This is a genomic window from Streptomyces capoamus, assembly GCF_014654935.1.
GTDB classification, from domain to species: Bacteria; Actinomycetota; Actinomycetes; order Streptomycetales; family Streptomycetaceae; genus Streptomyces; species Streptomyces capoamus.
Window position 1 is genome coordinate 2140 of record NZ_BNBF01000042.1, and the last position, 15893, is coordinate 18032.

At 72.6% G+C, this 15893-nt stretch carries 15 protein-coding genes; 6 read left to right on the forward strand and 9 right to left on the reverse strand.

Going from position 1 to position 15893, the window contains the following annotated elements:
- A partial coding sequence (locus tag IE312_RS43390; protein WP_229900870.1) for a GntR family transcriptional regulator occupies positions 1–228 on the reverse strand: 228 nt, incomplete at its 3' end.
- Between the two features lie 285 nt (positions 229–513).
- Between IE312_RS43390 and yczE the strand changes: the two genes are divergently transcribed.
- From yczE to IE312_RS36280, 4 genes are all read left to right on the forward strand, one after another.
- Positions 514–1149 (forward strand): membrane protein YczE, encoded by a 636-nt coding sequence (gene yczE, locus IE312_RS36265; protein WP_189986606.1) that lies wholly within the window; start codon positions 514–516, stop codon positions 1147–1149.
- Positions 1146–1922, forward strand: coding sequence for a glycerophosphodiester phosphodiesterase family protein (locus IE312_RS36270; RefSeq protein WP_189986579.1), 777 nt, complete (start codon positions 1146–1148; stop codon positions 1920–1922). Before yczE ends, IE312_RS36270 begins: the two co-directional genes overlap by 4 nt.
- 53 nt (positions 1923–1975) lie before the next feature.
- Entirely contained in the window at positions 1976–3319 is a 1344-nt protein-coding gene (locus tag IE312_RS36275) for an MFS transporter (protein WP_189986580.1), read from the forward strand.
- Positions 3320–3597: 278 nt separating this feature from the next.
- Positions 3598–3972 carry an RNA polymerase-binding protein RbpA gene (locus IE312_RS36280; protein ID WP_003977404.1) on the forward strand — a complete coding sequence of 125 codons (375 nt, stop codon included), beginning with the start codon at positions 3598–3600 and terminating at the stop codon, positions 3970–3972.
- Between the two features lie 155 nt (positions 3973–4127).
- Here the strand turns inward: IE312_RS36280 and fxsA are convergent, their stop codons facing one another.
- The 4 genes from fxsA to IE312_RS36300 all read right to left on the reverse strand — a co-directional run bounded on the left by fxsA (position 4128) and on the right by IE312_RS36300 (position 8370).
- The gene (gene fxsA, locus IE312_RS36285; protein ID WP_189986581.1) at positions 4128–4682 is read right to left on the reverse strand and encodes an FxsA family membrane protein; all 555 of its coding nucleotides are present in this window, start codon (positions 4680–4682) and stop codon (positions 4128–4130) included.
- A gap of 255 nt (positions 4683–4937) precedes the next feature.
- On the reverse strand, positions 4938–5732 hold the full coding sequence (locus IE312_RS36290; protein ID WP_189986582.1) for a polyprenol monophosphomannose synthase: 795 nt from the start codon (positions 5730–5732) through the stop codon (positions 4938–4940).
- 533 nt (positions 5733–6265) lie between these two features.
- Positions 6266–7873 (reverse strand): amidohydrolase, encoded by a 1608-nt coding sequence (locus IE312_RS36295; RefSeq protein WP_189986583.1) that lies wholly within the window; start codon positions 7871–7873, stop codon positions 6266–6268.
- 56 nt (positions 7874–7929) lie between these two features.
- Positions 7930–8370, reverse strand: coding sequence for an Lrp/AsnC family transcriptional regulator (locus IE312_RS36300; RefSeq protein ID WP_059248183.1), 441 nt, complete (start codon positions 8368–8370; stop codon positions 7930–7932).
- 234 nt (positions 8371–8604) lie between these two features.
- Here IE312_RS36300 and IE312_RS36305 point away from each other — a divergent pair, with 234 nt between their 5' ends.
- Positions 8605–9039: a hypothetical protein gene (locus tag IE312_RS36305; protein ID WP_189986584.1), complete on the forward strand. Its 435-nt coding sequence runs from the start codon at positions 8605–8607 to the stop codon at positions 9037–9039.
- A 570-nt stretch (positions 9040–9609) separates the two neighbouring features.
- Here IE312_RS36305 and IE312_RS36310 read toward each other — a convergent pair.
- Positions 9610–10782: an acyl-CoA dehydrogenase family protein gene (locus IE312_RS36310; protein WP_189986585.1), complete on the reverse strand. Its 1173-nt coding sequence runs from the start codon at positions 10780–10782 to the stop codon at positions 9610–9612.
- A gap of 332 nt (positions 10783–11114) precedes the next feature.
- Here IE312_RS36310 and IE312_RS36315 point away from each other — a divergent pair, with 332 nt between their 5' ends.
- On the forward strand, positions 11115–12347 hold the full coding sequence (locus tag IE312_RS36315; protein ID WP_189986586.1) for a glycoside hydrolase family 18 protein: 1233 nt from the start codon (positions 11115–11117) through the stop codon (positions 12345–12347).
- A gap of 150 nt (positions 12348–12497) precedes the next feature.
- Here the strand turns inward: IE312_RS36315 and IE312_RS36320 are convergent, their stop codons facing one another.
- The 3 genes from IE312_RS36320 to IE312_RS36330 form a co-directional block, all read right to left on the reverse strand.
- Positions 12498–12638 (reverse strand): SCO1431 family membrane protein, encoded by a 141-nt coding sequence (locus tag IE312_RS36320; RefSeq protein WP_189986587.1) that lies wholly within the window; start codon positions 12636–12638, stop codon positions 12498–12500.
- A 119-nt stretch (positions 12639–12757) separates the two neighbouring features.
- Positions 12758–14128 (reverse strand): C39 family peptidase, encoded by a 1371-nt coding sequence (locus IE312_RS36325; protein WP_189986588.1) that lies wholly within the window; start codon positions 14126–14128, stop codon positions 12758–12760.
- A 204-nt stretch (positions 14129–14332) separates the two neighbouring features.
- A complete protein-coding gene (locus IE312_RS36330; RefSeq protein ID WP_229900872.1) occupies positions 14333–15859 on the reverse strand; it encodes an amino acid permease in 1527 nt (508 codons plus the stop codon).
- Positions 15860–15893 lie beyond the last annotated feature (34 nt).

Below are 15893 nucleotides of genomic sequence, written 5' to 3' on the forward strand. Positions count from 1 at the left end.
GGCGGCGACGGTGGTGCGACTGACGGAGAGGGCGAGGGCCAGTTCGCGTTCCGCGGGCAGGCGCGCGGCCACCGGGACGCGGCCCTCCAGCACGAGCAGCCGGATGCCGTCGGCGAGGGCGCGATAGGCGGGCGGACGGCGGGTGCCGGGGCCGGCCGGGCGCTCCTGCTGGGACTGCAGGAGCCGGGCGAGCTGCGCGGCCCCCACCGCCGAGGTCCACTGCGCCATGAAGATCAGTCCACCTTCCCCGGATTGGCCATGGATGGCGATTCACACCAAGCCACAGAGTGTCATGCGTCAGGCCACCGCCACCACCCAGGGGGGATTCCCGTGTCCGCTGCCGGCCCGTCCGCTGCCGACCCATCCACTGGCGATCCATCCGCTGGCGATCCATCCGCTTCCGGCTCGTCCGCACCCCGTGCCACCGCAGTCACCGCGGCACCCGGGACCGCCGCACCCGGCGACGCCGCAGCACCCGGTGACACCGCCGGTACCGCCGCGTCCGGCCGCCGTATCGGCCGGCGGCTGGTCCGGCTGTACTGCGGTCTCGCGCTGTACGGCGCGAGTTCCGCGCTGCTGGTGGCCGCGGGGCTGGGCCTGGAGCCGTGGAACGTGCTGCACCAGGGCCTCGGGGAGCTGACGGGTCTGAGCATCGGGGTGGTGTCGATCGTCGTGGGCGCGGCCGTGCTGCTCCTGTGGATCCCGCTGCGCCAGCGGCCCGGTCTCGGCACGGTGTCCAACGTCTTCGTGGTCGGACTGGCGATGGACGGCACGCTCGCCCTGCTCCCGGACACCCGTTCCCTCGCCGTACGCGTCCCGCTGCTCCTCGCGGGCATCGTGCTGAACGGCGCGGCGACCGGCCTGTACATCGCGGCACGCTTCGGGCCGGGCCCGCGCGACGGCCTGATGACGGGCCTGCACCGGCGCACCGGCCGGTCGATCCGGCTGATGCGGACGGCCGTCGAGGTGGCGGTGGTGGTGACCGGTTTCCTCCTGGGCGGCACCATCGGGGTGGGCACCGTGCTGTACGCGGTCTCCATCGGCCCCCTGGCGCAGGCGTTCCTGCGGGTGTTCACCCCCGCACCGGCACCGGCGGGCAGCACGGTCGTTGCCGGGACGACACCCGGGCGGGTCATACTGCGTCCGTGACCCTCACGACGCCGCCCGTCCGCCACCCGTACCTGGACCACCCGGGCCCGATCGCCTTCGCCCACCGGGGCGGGGCGGCCGACGGACTGGAGAACACCGTGGCGCAGTTCCGGCGCGCGGTGCAGCTGGGCTACCGGTACATCGAGACCGATGTGCACGCCACGGCGGACGGCCGGCTGATCGCCTTCCACGACTCGGCCCTGGACCGGATCACCGACGGCGCGGGCCTGGTCGCGGAGCTGCCCTGGGCGGAGGTCCGGCACGCGCGCGTGGGCGGCCGTGAACCGGTGCCGCTGTTGGAGGAACTGCTGGAGACGTTCCCCGAGGTGCGCTGGAACGTGGACATCAAGGCGGAGGCCGCGCTGCGGCCCCTGCTGGAGCTCGTCGAGCGCGCGAACGCCTGGGACCGGGTGTGCGCGGGCTCCTTCTCGGAGGCACGGGTGCTGCGCGCCCAGCGGCTGGCCGGACCGCGGCTGGCCACCTCCTTCGGCACCCGCGGGGTGCTGAACCTGCGGCTGCGCTCCTGGGGGCTGCCGGCCGCGGTGCGCCGGTCGGCCGTGGCCGCGCAGGTGCCCGAGGCCCAGTCGGGCGTCCCGGTGGTCGACCAGCGCTTCGTCCGTGCCGCCCACGCGCGCGGACTGCAGGTGCACGTGTGGACCGTCAACGAGCCCGCGCGGATGCACCGGCTCCTGGACCTGGGCGTCGATGGCATCATGACCGATCACATCGACATGTTGCGCAAGGTCATGGAGGACCGCGGCGTCTGGGCCTGACGGCCGGCCGCGGGCCCGAGCCTTCGCGGGAGCACGGGGAAGCGAGGGCACGGATGAGCACCGGCACCGTGCGGGCGGCACCGGACGAGACCGCCCGCCTGCGGCGTGAGCAGCGCGGCTGGTACGTCTACGACTGGGCGTGCTCGGTCTATTCGACGAGCGTCCTCACGGTGTTCCTCGGCCCCTACCTCACCTCGGTCGCCGAGCGGGCCGCGGACGGCGACGGCTATGTGCACCCGCTGGGCGTGCCGGTGCGCGCGGGCTCCTTCTTCGCCTACTCCGTCTCGCTGTCGGTGATCGTGGCGGTCGTCCTGATGCCGCTGGCGGGCAGCGTGGCCGACCGCACGGGCCGTAAGAAGCCGCTGCTCGCGGCGGCGGCCTACACCGGCGCGGCGGCCACCACGGGCATGTTCCTCCTGGACGGCGACCGGTACCTGCTCGGCGGGGTGCTCCTGGTCGTGGCGAACGCCGCCCAGTCCGTCGGGATGATGCTCTACAACTCCTATCTGCCGCAGATCGCCCCGCCGGACCAGCGGGACGCGGTCTCCTCCCGGGGCTGGGCCCTCGGCTACGCGGCGGGTTCCCTGGTCCTCGTCGCCGACCTGGTGCTGTACTCGGCCCACGACTCCTTCGGCCTGTCCGAGACGGCGGCGGTCCGCGTCTGCCTGGCCTCGGCCGGGCTGTGGTGGGGGGCCTTCACGCTCGTACCGCTGCGCAGGCTGCGCGACCGGCACGCGCGCGTGGCACACACCGCGGCACCGGGGCCGCGGCAGCTCGCGGCGACGGTCCGGGACATGCGCCGGCACCCGCTGACCCTGGCGTTCCTGCTGGCGTACCTCGTCTACAACGACGGCATCCAGACCGTGATCACCCAGGCCTCGGTGTACGGCTCGCAGGAGCTGGGGCTCGGCCAGTCGACGCTCATCGTGGCCGTGCTGCTGGTGCAGGTGCTGGCCGTGGCGGGCGCGCTGGCCATGGGGCGGCTGGCGCGGACGTACGGCGCGCAGCGCACGATCCTGGGTTCGCTGGTGGCGTGGACGCTGACGCTGGCGGCCGGCTGGTTCCTGCCCGCGCGCGAGCCGGTGTGGTTCTTCCTGCTGGCCGCCGGGATCGGGCTGGTCCTCGGCGGCAGCCAGGCGCTGTCCCGGTCGCTGTTCTCCCACCTCGTGCCGCCGGGCAAGGAGGCGGAGTACTTCTCCGCGTACGAGATGAGCGACCGCGGGATGAGCTGGCTCGGCCCGCTGCTGTTCGGTGTGACCTACCAGCTGACCGGGAGCTACCGGTCGGCGATCTTCTCGCTGGTGGCCTTCTTCGTCCTCGGGTTCGCCCTGCTCGCGCGGGTGCCGGTGCGCCGGGCGGTCCGCGAGGCGGGCAACCCGGTTCCGGAAAAGATCTAGCGCCGATTTCACACTCGGCGCGAAAGGGCGGTAGTGTACGCGTTTGGCCTGCCAGGCGTACCGTTACTGCGCGTCAAAGATGCCGAAACGCTGGGTGACATCTGCTAGCAGATGTGACAAACCGGGCGCCTGTGGGTAGAACAAGGGGCGGCTACGACGGCGACGCATGACCCGGAACGGGACTCGGAACGGGAATCTTTACCGCCGACCGGACGTTGACCGGATGACGACGACAGCGACACCTGTCCTGTGGGCGACAAGCCCGGGAGGCACGATTCATGAGTGAGCGAGCTCTTCGCGGTACGCGCCTCGTGGTGACCAGCTACGAGACGGACCGCGGCATCGACCTGGCTCCGCGCCAGGCCGTGGAGTACGCATGTGAGAAGGGGCATCGTTTCGAGATGCCCTTCTCGGTGGAGGCGGAGATCCCGCCGGAGTGGGAGTGCAAGGTCTGCGGCGCCCAGGCACTCCTGGTGGACGGCGACGGCCCTGAGGAGAAGAAGGCCAAGCCCGCGCGTACCCATTGGGACATGCTGATGGAGCGGCGCACCCGCGAGGAGCTCGAAGAGGTCCTCGAGGAGCGCCTGGCCGTCCTGCGTTCGGGGGCGATGAACATCGCGGTCCACCCCAGGGACAGCCGCAAGAGCGCCTAGTCCCTCACGGGACCGGCCGCTTTCGAACAGCGCGACGCAACAACGACCGCGGGCGCCGTACGTGATCCACGTACGGCGCCCGCGGTCGTTGCGCGCGGTCACCCGTTGCCCGCGGTCCCCCGCGCGCGGAGGCTCGCTGCGCGTGGAGCCGGCGCTCAGCGCGTCAGCGGCGGGCGGGGCTCCTGCGGGGCGTCGTGGGGCGCGTCGTTCCTGATGACCTCGCCCTGCACCACCCTCCCGTCGGGCCGGTCCATGCGGACCTGCTGGAAGGCGCCGCCCAAGGAGCCCGGGGCGGCCTTGCGCAGCCCCCGCTCCAGGGCGTTCTCCGCCAGCCGGCCCACCGTCTTCTGGACCGGCGGGAGCAGCAGGAGCAGGCCGGCTGCGTCCGAGAGCAGACCGGGGATCATCAGCAGCAGGCCGCCGAGCATCATCAGGCCGTTGCCGCCGCCGCGCGCCGGCGAGCCGCCCTCGCGCAGCGCCTCGTTCAGGTTCCGGAAGGCGCGGCGGCCCGCCCGCTTGATGACCACCGAGCCGGCCACGCAGCCCGCGACGAGCAGCAGGAACACGGTGAGCCCGCCGGCCGCTCCGGCGACCAGGGTCAGCAGCCAGATCTCCAGCACCAGCCACGCGGCGAGGCCCAGCGGCAGGTACCTGCGCAGCCGGGAGGGCCGACGGCGGGTGTACGGGGAGGTCGGAGTGCCAGTCGTCATGCTCCCAGTGTGCCTGGGCGCGGCTCAGCACCGGATAAGGGAGTGACCGCCCGGCCGGGAACCCGTGTGCTGGGGCGTGTCTTTCGGATCAGCCCGACTCGGATCGGCGTGCCTTGTCGGTGCCGGTGAGCGGGGCTCGGTGCGTGCGGCCGCAAGGCGGAGGAGGGAGTCGACGCGGAGCGTCGGCGACCGACGACAACGCGGCGGACGTGCGTGCCGAGCCCCGCGGCCCCGGGGTGATCCGAAAGACACGCCCTAGGGCCGCTTGTCCTTGCCGGTGAGCTTGCCCAGGCGGTCCCCGACGCCCCACGCGGTGACCCGCCACAGTGCCTCGACCACGATGTCCCGGCTCATCTTGGAGTCGCCCAGCTCGCGCTCGACGAAGGTGATGGGCACCTCGACGACGTGGTAGCCGGCCTTCACGGCTCGGCGGGCCAGGTCGACCTGGAAGCAGTAGCCCTGCGAGGCGACCTCGCTGAGGCCGAGGCCCTCCAGGGTGGCGCGGCGGAAGGCCCGGAAGCCGCCGGTGACGTCCCGGATCGGCACGTCGAGCATGAGCCGCGAGTAGGTCGAGCCGCCCCGCGAGAGGAACTCCCGGGACTTGGGCCAGTTCACCACCCGGCCGCCGGGTACCCAGCGGGAGCCGAGGACCAGGTCGGCGCCCTTGAGCCCGGTGAGCAGCCGGGGCAGTTCCTCGGGCTGGTGGGAGCCGTCGGCGTCCATCTCGACCAGTACGCCGTAGTCCCGCTCCAGGCCCCAGCGGAAGCCCGCGAGGTAGGCGGCGCCGAGGCCCTCCTTGCCCTTGCGGTGCAGGACGTGGACGTGGTCGTCCTCGGCGGCCAGCTCGTCGGCGAGCTTGCCGGTGCCGTCGGGGCTGTTGTCGTCCGCGATCAGTACGTGCACGTCGGGGACGGCCTTGCGTACCCGGCCGACGATGGACTTGATGTTCTCCGCCTCGTTGTAGGTCGGGATGATCACCAAGGCCGTGCCGAGCGGACCGAACTGCCTCCCCTGAGCCTTGGCCGCGAGGGTCCCGTCGCCGTCGTTCACTGCTGCCCCTTCATGTCGTACGCAGGGGTCCACCATAGTGCGCGCCGCCTGGGAAGACGCGACGGACGCGTGCCTGTCCCGGTGTCGATTCCACAAGAACGGGGTAAGACTGATCTTTTCCGGCCGCCTCACCACGGCGGATGGGGGCCCGGCGCCCTTCGGGCCGACCTGGGACCCGCTGGCTGCGGATCGACCGAAAGCCGTTGTCTACTGAACGTCCGGGCCCCACCCGGGTCACACCTGGCCGAGCCTGGACGTCCCCTCGTCGGCGCGGGCGCTGAGCCTGGCTCCCAGCGACGGTGCCCCGGTGCGGCACACCGTCCCTGACCCAGCGGCGCTGCGACGAGTCGGCTGAACGTCCCCCGGTCGGGCGTCCGGTGGTGGACTCGGCCGAACCTACCGGCCCCTGGCCGTCGACTGTCAACAGTCGTCTGACCTGGGAGGACAGCGCAGGGGGCGCGGTCGGTGGCGAGGATGCGCAGGTGGGGCGGCGGGGCCGCGGCGGCCGCCGGCCGCCGCGCCACCCCGGGAGATCACTCGCCCGGCCCTACGAACACCGTCCGTCCGCCCACCACCGTGCGCAGGCAGACGGGCAGGTCGCGGCCCGGGCTGAGGTCGGGCAGGCCGGGGGTGCCGGAGCGCGGGTCGGTGGACCAGCGGGCGACCCGGTCGTCGGGGGCCTGGACGATCAGCTCGTCGGTGCGCCAGACGGCGTAGTCGGCGGGGGCGCCCGGAACCAGGACGCCCGCGTCGTCGCGGCCGACGGCCCGCCAGCCGCCGCGCGTGTGCGCGGTGAACGCGGCGCGGACGGAGATCCGGTGTTCGGGCGTGCGGTGGAAGGCGGCGGCGCGGACCGTGCCCCACGGGTCGAGCGGGGTCACCGGGCTGTCGGAGCCGAACGCGAGCGGCACCCCGGAGCGCAGCAGCGCGGCGAAGGGGTTGAGGGTCCGGGCCCGCTGCGCGCCCAGACGCCGGGCGTACATGCCGTCCTCGCCGCCCCACAGCGCGTCGAAGGCGGGCTGGACGGAGGCGATCAGGCCCAGCTCGGCGAAGCCGGCGTCAGTCTCCGGGGTGAGCATCTCGGCGTGCTCGACACGGTGCCGGGCGGCGCGGATCCGGGCGAGGCCGAGCTTCTCCGCGGCGGCGCGGACGCCGGCGACGACGGCGGTCACGGCGGCGTCGCCGATGGCGTGGAAGCCGGCCTGCAGGCCCGTCTCGGTGCAGGCCACGACATGGGCGGCGACGGCGTCGGCGTCCAGGTACGGGGTGCCGCTGTGGCCGGCGTCGGCGTACGGCTCGTGCAGGCAGGCGGTGTGCGAGCCGAGGGCGCCGTCGGCGAAGAGGTCGCCGGCGGCGCCGGCCGCGCCCAGCTCCCGGGCCTTGCCGGTGTCCTGTTCGGCCCAGTAGCCGACCACCCTGGGGCCGGTCTGCTCGGCGGCGAGCCGCAGCAGGCCGGTGAAGTCGTCCTCGGACGAGATCTGCGGGCCGCCGCACTCGTGCAGGGTGCCGATGCCGAGCGAGGCGGCGTGTGCCAGGGCGGTGCGCTGGGCCTCGGCGCGCTGGGCCGGGGTGACCGCGCCGAGGGCGGCCGCTCGGACGGTGTGGTGGGCGTCCCCGGTGAGCGGGGCGTCCTCGCGCGGGACCCCGCCGGGGACGAGGTCCAGCAGGGCGGTGCTGACGACGGCCGAGTGCACGTCGATGCGGGTCAGGTACAGGGGGCGTCCGCCGGCGGCCTCGTCGAGTTCCGCGCGGGTCGGCGGCCGGCCGCCGGGCCAGCGGGCGGCGTCCCAGCCGTGGCCCAGCAGGACCCGGTCGCCGGGGCGGGCGGCGGCGAACTCACGGATCCGGACGAGGGCCGCCTCCAGGGAGGCGGCGCCGGACAGGTCCAGGCCGGTCAGGGCGAGGCCGGTGGCGGTGGTGTGCACATGGGCGTCGGTGAAGGCGGGGGTGACCAGGGCGCCGTCGAGGTCGACCACCTCGTCCACGCCGTCGGCGAAGGCGTCGGCGGCACCCTCGGAGCCGACCCAGGCGACCTGGCCGCGCTCCACCACCATCGCGGTGGCGAACGGGTCGGCGGGGCTGTGCACCTCGCCGCGGCGGAGCAGGACGGTCTTGAGGGGCTCGGCGGTGCGGTTGCTCATGGCCGACAGTTTCCCTCGGCTCGGGGCGGGACCCGCACCTGGGGCGCCCCCGCGGCTCAGATCTTCGGCGGCCGGGCCTCGTACGGCGTCGAGAGGACCACCGTCGTCCGCGTCGACACCCCCGCCAGCGAGCGCAGCCGGGCCAGCAGTTCCTCCAGTTCGTGCGGCGTGGACACGCGGACCTTGAGGATGTAGTTCTCGTCGCCGGCCACGCTGTGGCAGGCCTCGATCTCGGGGACGTCGGCGAGGCGGTCGGCGATGTCGTCGGGGGCGCTGGGGTCGAACGGTTTCACCGAGATGAACGCGGTCAGCGGCAGCCCGACGGCCTCGGGGTCCACCACCGCGGCGTAGCCACGGATGACGCCACGCTGTTCCAGCCGGCGCACCCGCTGGTGCACGGCCGACGTGGACAGGCCCGTGGCCTTGCCCAGGTCTGTGTAGCTCATCCGCCCGTCCTTGACGAGCAGCTGCACGATCTGACGGTCCAGCTCCTCCATGCCGCCACAACCTACAGGTCGCATGATCTCCGCGGATACCTCAGAGGCGCAGGTCACTCCCCGTGCGGCGGAAAAGGCACCGGGACGGGCACCTGCCCGCGGCTTGTGACGAACGACACACCCCTCGAACAGCCTCCGTGACGTTCTCGTGATTACCGCCGAGACCGGACGGGAAGTGCTTGCTGTGGTCGAGGCCGCAGTGCCTTCACGGCCCAGCCTTAGGGGGAGAATCCCATGCAGAGTACCCACCGCCCTGGTCGGTCCGCGTCCGCGCACCGGCAGCCGGTCGCCGAGCCCGAGCCGGAGGGCGTCGAACCCGACGCCTTCGACGACGAGCTGGACGCCTACGACACCTTCGAGATGTACCGGGTGATCTGCCCGGACTGCGCGCAGCCGATCGCGCTCCTGGCGGACGAGGAGATCCTGCCGGAGCACGCGCTGTGCGCCTCGCCGTGGAACCCGTTCGGGCTCACGGTGTGCGCGGGTACGGGCCGTTCGGCGGCCGACGCCCGCCCCGCGGACGAGTCCTTCGAGCCGCAGGAGCAGGACACGGCCCTGCTGCTGACGCTCCCCCAGGGTCTGGACTGGCGGACACAGCCCTTCTCGCACGTCGGCGGCGCGGGCTCGCGCCCGATGCGCGTGCCGGTGATGCGCCGCCAGGCCGCCTGAGCGTCCTCACCGCTTCCGCATCGCACCCCGCACGCACCCGCACCATGGCGCGCAGACGTCATGGTGCGGGATCGGCGTGTCCGGATCCGCCCGGGCGGGCGCAGACCCCTCCTGGTGCGGACCCGGTCGTGGCCGCACAGGGGGACGGTGCCCCGAGCCGGGTGGTCCAGGCGGCGCCGGTGGTATGCCCCTTCGCTCCGGAGCGTTCGCGCGTACAGGCGCGCGCCGCCACTCTGCCGGTGGCACGACCGGGCCGTCAGGCGCCGTACCCGCCGTCGCGCGGCGGCGCGGGGGCGGACGGGCGTGAACTGACGCCCGATTGCCGGGGACGGTGACCTGTCCGGCCGTCACGGCGTTGCCCGGGTATGACCCCCACCTACGCGACGGCCGGGCGTCAGCGCCTCATTCGCGTCCCGCGCCCGGCGGAATACGTTCCCCCGCCCCCGCCGCCGGACCCGCCCATCTACCGCGACCTGCTGCGGGCCTGGGCCGAGCGGGGCCGCACCCTGCCGGGCCGCCATGACCCGGAGTGGGTCAGGCTGTCGGCCCCCACGGTTCTGACGGGCCAGTTCAGCGACCTTCTGGCCCCGCCAGGTGACGGGCGATGACCATCCGCTGGATCTGGTTGGTGCCCTCGACGATCTGCAGGACCTTGGCCTCGCGCATATAGCGCTCGGCCGGGAAGTCCGCGGTGTAGCCGTAGCCACCGAGTATCTGCACCGCGTCCGTGGTGACCTTCATGGCCGCGTCGGTGCAGTGCAGCTTGGCCATGGCGGCCTGCTTGGCGAACGGCCGGCCGGCGTCACGCAGCCGGGCCGCGGCGAGGTAGAGCGCGCGGCCCGCCTCGATCTGGGTGGCCATGTCGGCGAGCATGAAGCGCAGCCCCTGGAAGTCGGCGATGGCGCGGCCGAACTGGCGGCGCTGGGTGGCGTAGCGGACCGCCTCGTCCAGCGCGGCCTGGGCGAGGCCGATGGCGCAGGCCGCGATGCCGAGCCGGCCGGAGTCGAGCGCCGCCAGGGCGATGGTGAAGCCCTGGCCCTCCTCGCCGATGCGCCGGTCGTCCGGGACGCGGACGCCGTCGAGGTGCACCTGCGCGGTGGGCGAGCCCTTCATGCCCATCTTCTTCTCGGGGGCCGCGCCGCTCAGGCCGGGTGCGTCGCCGGGCACGAGGAAGGCGGTGATCCCGCGCGGGCCGTCCTCGCCGGTGCGCGCCATGACGGTGTAGAAGTCGGCGATCCCGCCGTGCGTGATCCAGGCCTTGGTCCCGTCGATCACCCAGCCGTCGACCTCCCGGACGGCCTTGGTGCGCAGGGACGCCGCGTCGGAGCCGGAGGACGGCTCGGACAGGGCGTAGGCGCCGAGCAGGCCGCCGCCGAGCATCGCGGGCAGGTGCTCGGCCTGCTGCTTCTCGCTGCCGTAGGTGGCGAGCGCGTAGCACGCGAGCGTGTGGACGCTGACGCCGAGGCCGACCGTGAGCCGGGCCGCGGCCAGCTCCTCGAGGACCTGGAGGTACACCTCGTACGGCTGGTCACCGCCGCCGTGCTCCGAGTCGTACGGCAGGCCCAGCAGGCCGGACTCGGACAACAGGGTGAAGATCTCGCGGGGGAAGCGTCCCTCGTCCTCCTCCTCCGCGGCCTTCGGCGCGATCTCGCGCTGGGCGATGTCCCGGACGAGGGCGAGCAGGTCTCTCGCCTCTTCCGTGGGCAGTTGACGCTCCACCGGCTGCGGGTCGCGGTCGGACATGGCGTCGGCTCCTCCCTGTTCGGGCACCGGCGGTCCGGCCCGGGGTTGGGGGGCGGCTCCGCCTGATCGTTGCGCTGGGCCACAGGTACGGGCTCCCGGGTCTCGGAAGCTGCTGACCTGCGGCATGCGCTGTGAGTATGCCCGATCGGAGACCTCCCGTCACCAGTTAACGACCGCTTACTTCCGGAGTCCGGTGACGGCTTTCCGCGGGCTCGAAATTGGTCCGAACCATTGACCTAGTGGTCTAGTCCTCCTACTGTGCATGACCAACGCTTTACCGCGTTCATGCCAATCGGCGCGCGTTCCCCTCTCCCCCACGAGGAGACACCCGAATGCACACTCCCCACCGCTCCCTCGTCCGGGCGCTGGTCTCGGCCGCGTGTACCGCCGCCCTCGGCGCCGGCCTGCTGGCCGGCACGGGCACCGCGACCGCGGCGGCCCCGAGCGCCCCGCGGCTGACGGCCGGCTCGAAGGTCGTCGGCTACTTCACCGAATGGGGCACCTACGACCGCAAGTACTACGTCAAGAACATCGAGACCTCGGGCTCCGGGTCCAGGCTGACCCACATCAACTACGCCTTCGGCAACGTCACCGGCGGCAAGTGCGCCATGGGCGACTCCTACGCGGCCACCGACCGCGCCTACACCGCCGCCGAGTCCGTCGACGGCGTCGCCGACACCTGGGACCAGCCGCTGCGCGGCAACTTCAACCAGCTGCTGAAACTGAAGAAGAAGCACCCGGGCCTGAAGATCCTGTGGTCCTTCGGCGGCTGGACCTGGTCCGGCGGCTTCGGCGAGGCCGCGAAGAACCCGGCCGCGTTCGCCCAGTCCTGCTACGACCTGGTGAAGAACTCCAAGTGGGCGGGCGTCTTCGACGGCATCGACATCGACTGGGAGTACCCGAACGCCTGCGGCAACACCTGCGACACCAGCGGACGCGAGGCCTTCAGGAACCTCATGGCCGCCCTGCGCTCGAAGTTCGGCTCCGGGAACCTGGTGACGGCGGCGATCACCGCGGACGCCACCGGCGGCGGCAAGATCGACGCGGCGGACTACGCCGGCGCGGCCCCGTACGTCGACTGGTACAACCCGATGACCTACGACTACTTCGGCGCCTGGGACACGACCGGCCCGACCGCGCCGCACTCCCCGCTGACCTCCTACGCGGGCATCCCCAAGGCGAACTACCACACGTCGGCGACCATCGCCAAGCTCAAGGGCCTGGGCGTACCGGCCTCGAAGCTGCTGCTCGGCATCGGCTTCTACGGCCGCGGCTGGACCGGCGTCACCCAGGCGGCGCCCGGCGGCACGGCCACCGGTCCGGCGGCGGGCACGTACGAGCAGGGCATCGACGACTACAAGGTGCTCAGGACCAAGTGCCCGGCGACCGGCACCGTCGGCGGCACCGCCTACGCCAAGTGCGGCAACGACTGGTGGAGCTACGACACCCCGGCGACCATCGCCGGCAAGATGACGTACAAGAACCAGCAGGGCCTCGGCGGCACCTTCTTCTGGGAGCTGAGCGGCGACACCGCGAACGGCGAGCTGATCAAGGCGATCAACTAGGGCTCGGACGGCGGGCGGGGTCCGGATCCTCGACGGCGCGCGGGTGGGCCCCGCCGAGCGTCTTCACCGGCCGGCGCGTCGCGGGACGTGCCGGCGGACCCGCTTCCGCCCGACGGCGACGGGCACGAGCCGCAGGCGTGAGCCGCCGGTTCAGAGCAGGCCGAGCTGGGTCACGAGCATCGCGAACACGGCGACGAGGACCCAGCCCAGGACGTGTTCGAGGATCTTCGGCCCGTCCTCCCCGGGGCCCGAGGTGACGGCGCGGGTGGCGGTGGCCGGGTGTGCGGTCATGGTGCTGCTCGCAGAGGTCGGACGTGTACGGCGGACATCCCCCACCCGTCCGTCCACCATGCCACCCGCGTCCGGGTCCGCGGCGATGAGCTTGGTCACAGGCCGCGGGCACCGCCGTCTCAGCGCACGCCCACCGCGGCGAGGGCCTTGCGCTGGTGCGGGGTCGGGTGGGCCGGGAAGTACAGGTAGCAGACCCCGCCGGTGCCGGAGACGACCTTGCCGGAGGCGTTGTACCGCTTGGTCCTGAGCCAGATGTTCTCCCACTCGCGCCGCTTGTAGACGCGCCGCACGGCGCCGTCGTCCGGCGCGGCCGGGTCACCCGCGATCACGTCCCCCTCGGCGGTGAAGCCGATGACGGTCATCAGGTGCCCGGAGGTGCCGTACCCCGCGCCCGTCAGCTCATCCTTGCGGAACGACTGGGACGTGATGGCCGGGATGCCGGCGGCGATCAGCGTCTCCAGGTCGGTGAGGGAGGCGAGCCGGGTGACGACGCCCTGCAGACCGTCGAAGGTGGCCGCGTAGGCGGCGTTGAAGGGCCAGTTCCCGCAGCCCTGGTACTGGTGGTCGTAGGTGGAGCGGGCCGCGTGGCACACCTGCGGGTCGGCGTAGGAGGGGTCGACCCAGGACAGCTGCTCGGCGGTGAGCCGGCCGCCCCAGTACTCGATGATCATCTGCGAGGAGGTGGGGCTGCACCAGGCCTCGCCGCCGTTGTCGTACTCGGGGTACTGGCCCTTGTGGATCTCCTGCGAGTAGCGCGGGACGGCCAGTTCCTGGGCGAGGCCGGGCGTGGAGGCGGGCACGGTGAAGCGGTCGGGGATGTCGGAGCCCATCGCGCCGAGCCGCCAGACGGTCGGCGTGAGACGGGTGCCGGGCCGGCGGTACAGGGTCAGGCGCAGCCGGTACGACGTCAGGCGCAGGCCGGTGCTCGCGTCGTCGACGGCGAAGGTGTCGGTCCAGACGGTGCTCCTGCCGTCGGTCTGGCCGTCCACCGAGGTCCGCTTGATGTCCTGGTCGCCGGCCGCCCAGCGGCCCATCACGTACCAGGGCGTCCCGGTGCCGTCGGAGTACGTGCCGGCGAGCTCGACCTGGAGCCAGGTGCCGTCGGGGGTGTGCGCGTTCCAGGAGGCGACGACCTCGGTCGCGGGCACGGTGAGCGGGTGCACCGGGGAGGTCCAGGTGGCGTACTCCCAGGTGGCGGTGGTGCCGGTGTGCGGGTCGGTGTAGTCGGTGCGGCCGGCGGGAGCGCCGATCACCACGCCGGGACGCCGGCCGGGCACCGCGCGGGCCCCCTGGACGGTGCCGCAGCGCCAGTCCCGGTACGTCGTCCAGGCGTGGTAGTCGATCGGGCGGGGCTGCGCCTGGCCGGGGCCGGCGGCGGCGGTGCGCGGTGCGGTGGCGGCGGCGGCAGCGGGGGCCGCCGTGCCGGTCATCGCCGCGGCGACCGCCACGGCCAGGACGGTTCTGCGGGACGGCTGTTGGGCTCTGCTCATGGGCGCGACGACCCCCCAGGGTGTCCGAGTCGGGCTGGTCCGGTGCGGTAACTATGAAGGAGGCCGGAGGGTGCTGCCAGCACTTCCGCGCATGCCGCGCCATGAATATTGGTCTGGCCCGGTGGAGGAGCGGCGCCGCCGGCCGGCCGCGCGACCGGCCGGAGCGGCCTTGCGGACCGCCCCGGCAGAGCCGGGGCGGCCCTGTCAGACGAGGTCCATCGCGGCGACCTCGTCCGGGCGTCCGTAGCTCACCGGACCCTGGAAGCGGCGGCGGGCGGTGGCGAACCACCAGACCGTGGCCACCAGCAGGACGACGGCGAGCGCGATCGGCGCGTAGTTGAAGGAGTCCACGGTGATCGGCGAGGCCTGCGGCAGCATGAACAGGACGCTGCTGAGCAGGATCCAGACCACCGCAAGCCAGCCGATCGGCCGGCCCCAGCGGCCCAGGTGCCAGGGCCCGGGCTGGAAGGCGTCACCGAGCCGCAGCCGCAGGAAGATCGGTACGGCGTAGGCCAGGAAGAGCCCGACGACGTTGACGCTGACGATCGCGGTGAACGCCGTGTGCGACCACCAGCCGGGCACGACCAGGGCCAGCGAGCAGGCGACCGCGAGCCACACCGCCTTCACCGGCGTACGGGTGCGCAGCGAGACCGAGTGCCACCAGCGGGACCCGGGCATGGCCCCGTCCCGGGAGAAGGCGAAGATCTGCCGGGTGTTGCTGGTGAGGTTGGCCAGCCCGCAGAACAGCATCGCGCCGATGACGATGAGCAGCATCACCTTGGCGGTGCGCAGGCCGAGCCCGTCGATGAGGATCCGGACCGGCGGCGCGGGCGCGCCGGCCACCCCGGCGTAGTCGCCGATGCTGTAGACCAGTGCCAGCATCAGGGCCAGGCCGGTGACCGCCGAACAGCCGATGGCGCGGGTGATGCCCTTCGGGGCGCTGACGGTCGCGTGGACCGTTTCCTCGGACATGTGGAAGCTGCCGTCGAACCCGGTGAAGGTCCAGCTGGTCACGAGCAGGCCGAGCATGCCGCCGTAGAGACCGCTCGTGAAGCCGGTGCCGTTCTCGAAATGCGTCACGAAGGACGCGGACCGGTGATGGTCGGGCATCACGACGAGTGCTCCCACGATCACCACGAGTCCGATCAGCAGCCACCACACGGAAATGCGGTTCAGCAGGGCGACGAGCTGGACGGTGTAGGTGTTGGCGAGTCCCTGCAGCACGATGACGAGGGCGGTGATGAGGACCGTCTGGTGCGCGGTCGGCCGGTAGGACGGCCATTGCAGCTGCACGAACACCTGGATGAAGGTGGCCGCGGCATAGCCGGTGGCGGCGGTGCCGCCGATCTGTCCCACGAAGTTCAGCCAGCCCGTGAACCAGGACCAGGCGCCTTTGTGCCGCTTGGCGAGTTTGCCGGCGGAGAAGTACAGGGCCCCGCTCGTCGGATACGCGGAGGCGACTTCCGCCATGGCCGCGCCGATGAGCAGCACCATCAGCGAGACGCCGATCCAGCCGAACACGAGAACGCGCGGGCCACCCGCGTTCATACCGAATCCGAAGGAGGAGAAAATACCCGAGAGGATATTGATGATGGTGAAGGAGATCGCGAAGTTGTCGAACGCCTGGAAACGCCGGGTGAGTTTTCGCGGATAACCCATCGCGTGCAGGGTGGCGTCGTCGTCGAGCACGACGGAGTCCGCGGCGCGGGCCCGCGACCGGGGAGTCGACATCCGTTCCGACACAGATCGGCCTTTCTCTCGGTGG

Excerpts from the sequence above, each read along its gene's own strand:
- IE312_RS36275 (WP_189986580.1), top strand. The coding sequence starts at position 1,976 with ATGAGCACCGGCACCGTGCGGGCGGCACCGGACGAGACCGCCCGCCTG.
- IE312_RS36280 (WP_003977404.1), top strand. The coding sequence starts at position 3,598 with ATGAGTGAGCGAGCTCTTCGCGGTACGCGCCTCGTGGTGACCAGCTAC.
- fxsA (WP_189986581.1), bottom strand. The coding sequence starts at position 4,682 with ATGACGACTGGCACTCCGACCTCCCCGTACACCCGCCGTCGGCCCTCC.
- IE312_RS36295 (WP_189986583.1), bottom strand. The coding sequence starts at position 7,873 with ATGAGCAACCGCACCGCCGAGCCCCTCAAGACCGTCCTGCTCCGCCGC.
- IE312_RS36300 (WP_059248183.1), bottom strand. The coding sequence starts at position 8,370 with ATGGAGGAGCTGGACCGTCAGATCGTGCAGCTGCTCGTCAAGGACGGG.
- IE312_RS36305 (WP_189986584.1), top strand. The coding sequence starts at position 8,605 with ATGCAGAGTACCCACCGCCCTGGTCGGTCCGCGTCCGCGCACCGGCAG.
- IE312_RS36310 (WP_189986585.1), bottom strand. The coding sequence starts at position 10,782 with ATGTCCGACCGCGACCCGCAGCCGGTGGAGCGTCAACTGCCCACGGAA.
- IE312_RS36315 (WP_189986586.1), top strand. The coding sequence starts at position 11,115 with ATGCACACTCCCCACCGCTCCCTCGTCCGGGCGCTGGTCTCGGCCGCG.
- IE312_RS36320 (WP_189986587.1), bottom strand. The coding sequence starts at position 12,638 with ATGACCGCACACCCGGCCACCGCCACCCGCGCCGTCACCTCGGGCCCC.
- IE312_RS36325 (WP_189986588.1), bottom strand. The coding sequence starts at position 14,128 with ATGAGCAGAGCCCAACAGCCGTCCCGCAGAACCGTCCTGGCCGTGGCG.
- IE312_RS36330 (WP_229900872.1), bottom strand. The coding sequence starts at position 15,859 with ATGTCGACTCCCCGGTCGCGGGCCCGCGCCGCGGACTCCGTCGTGCTC.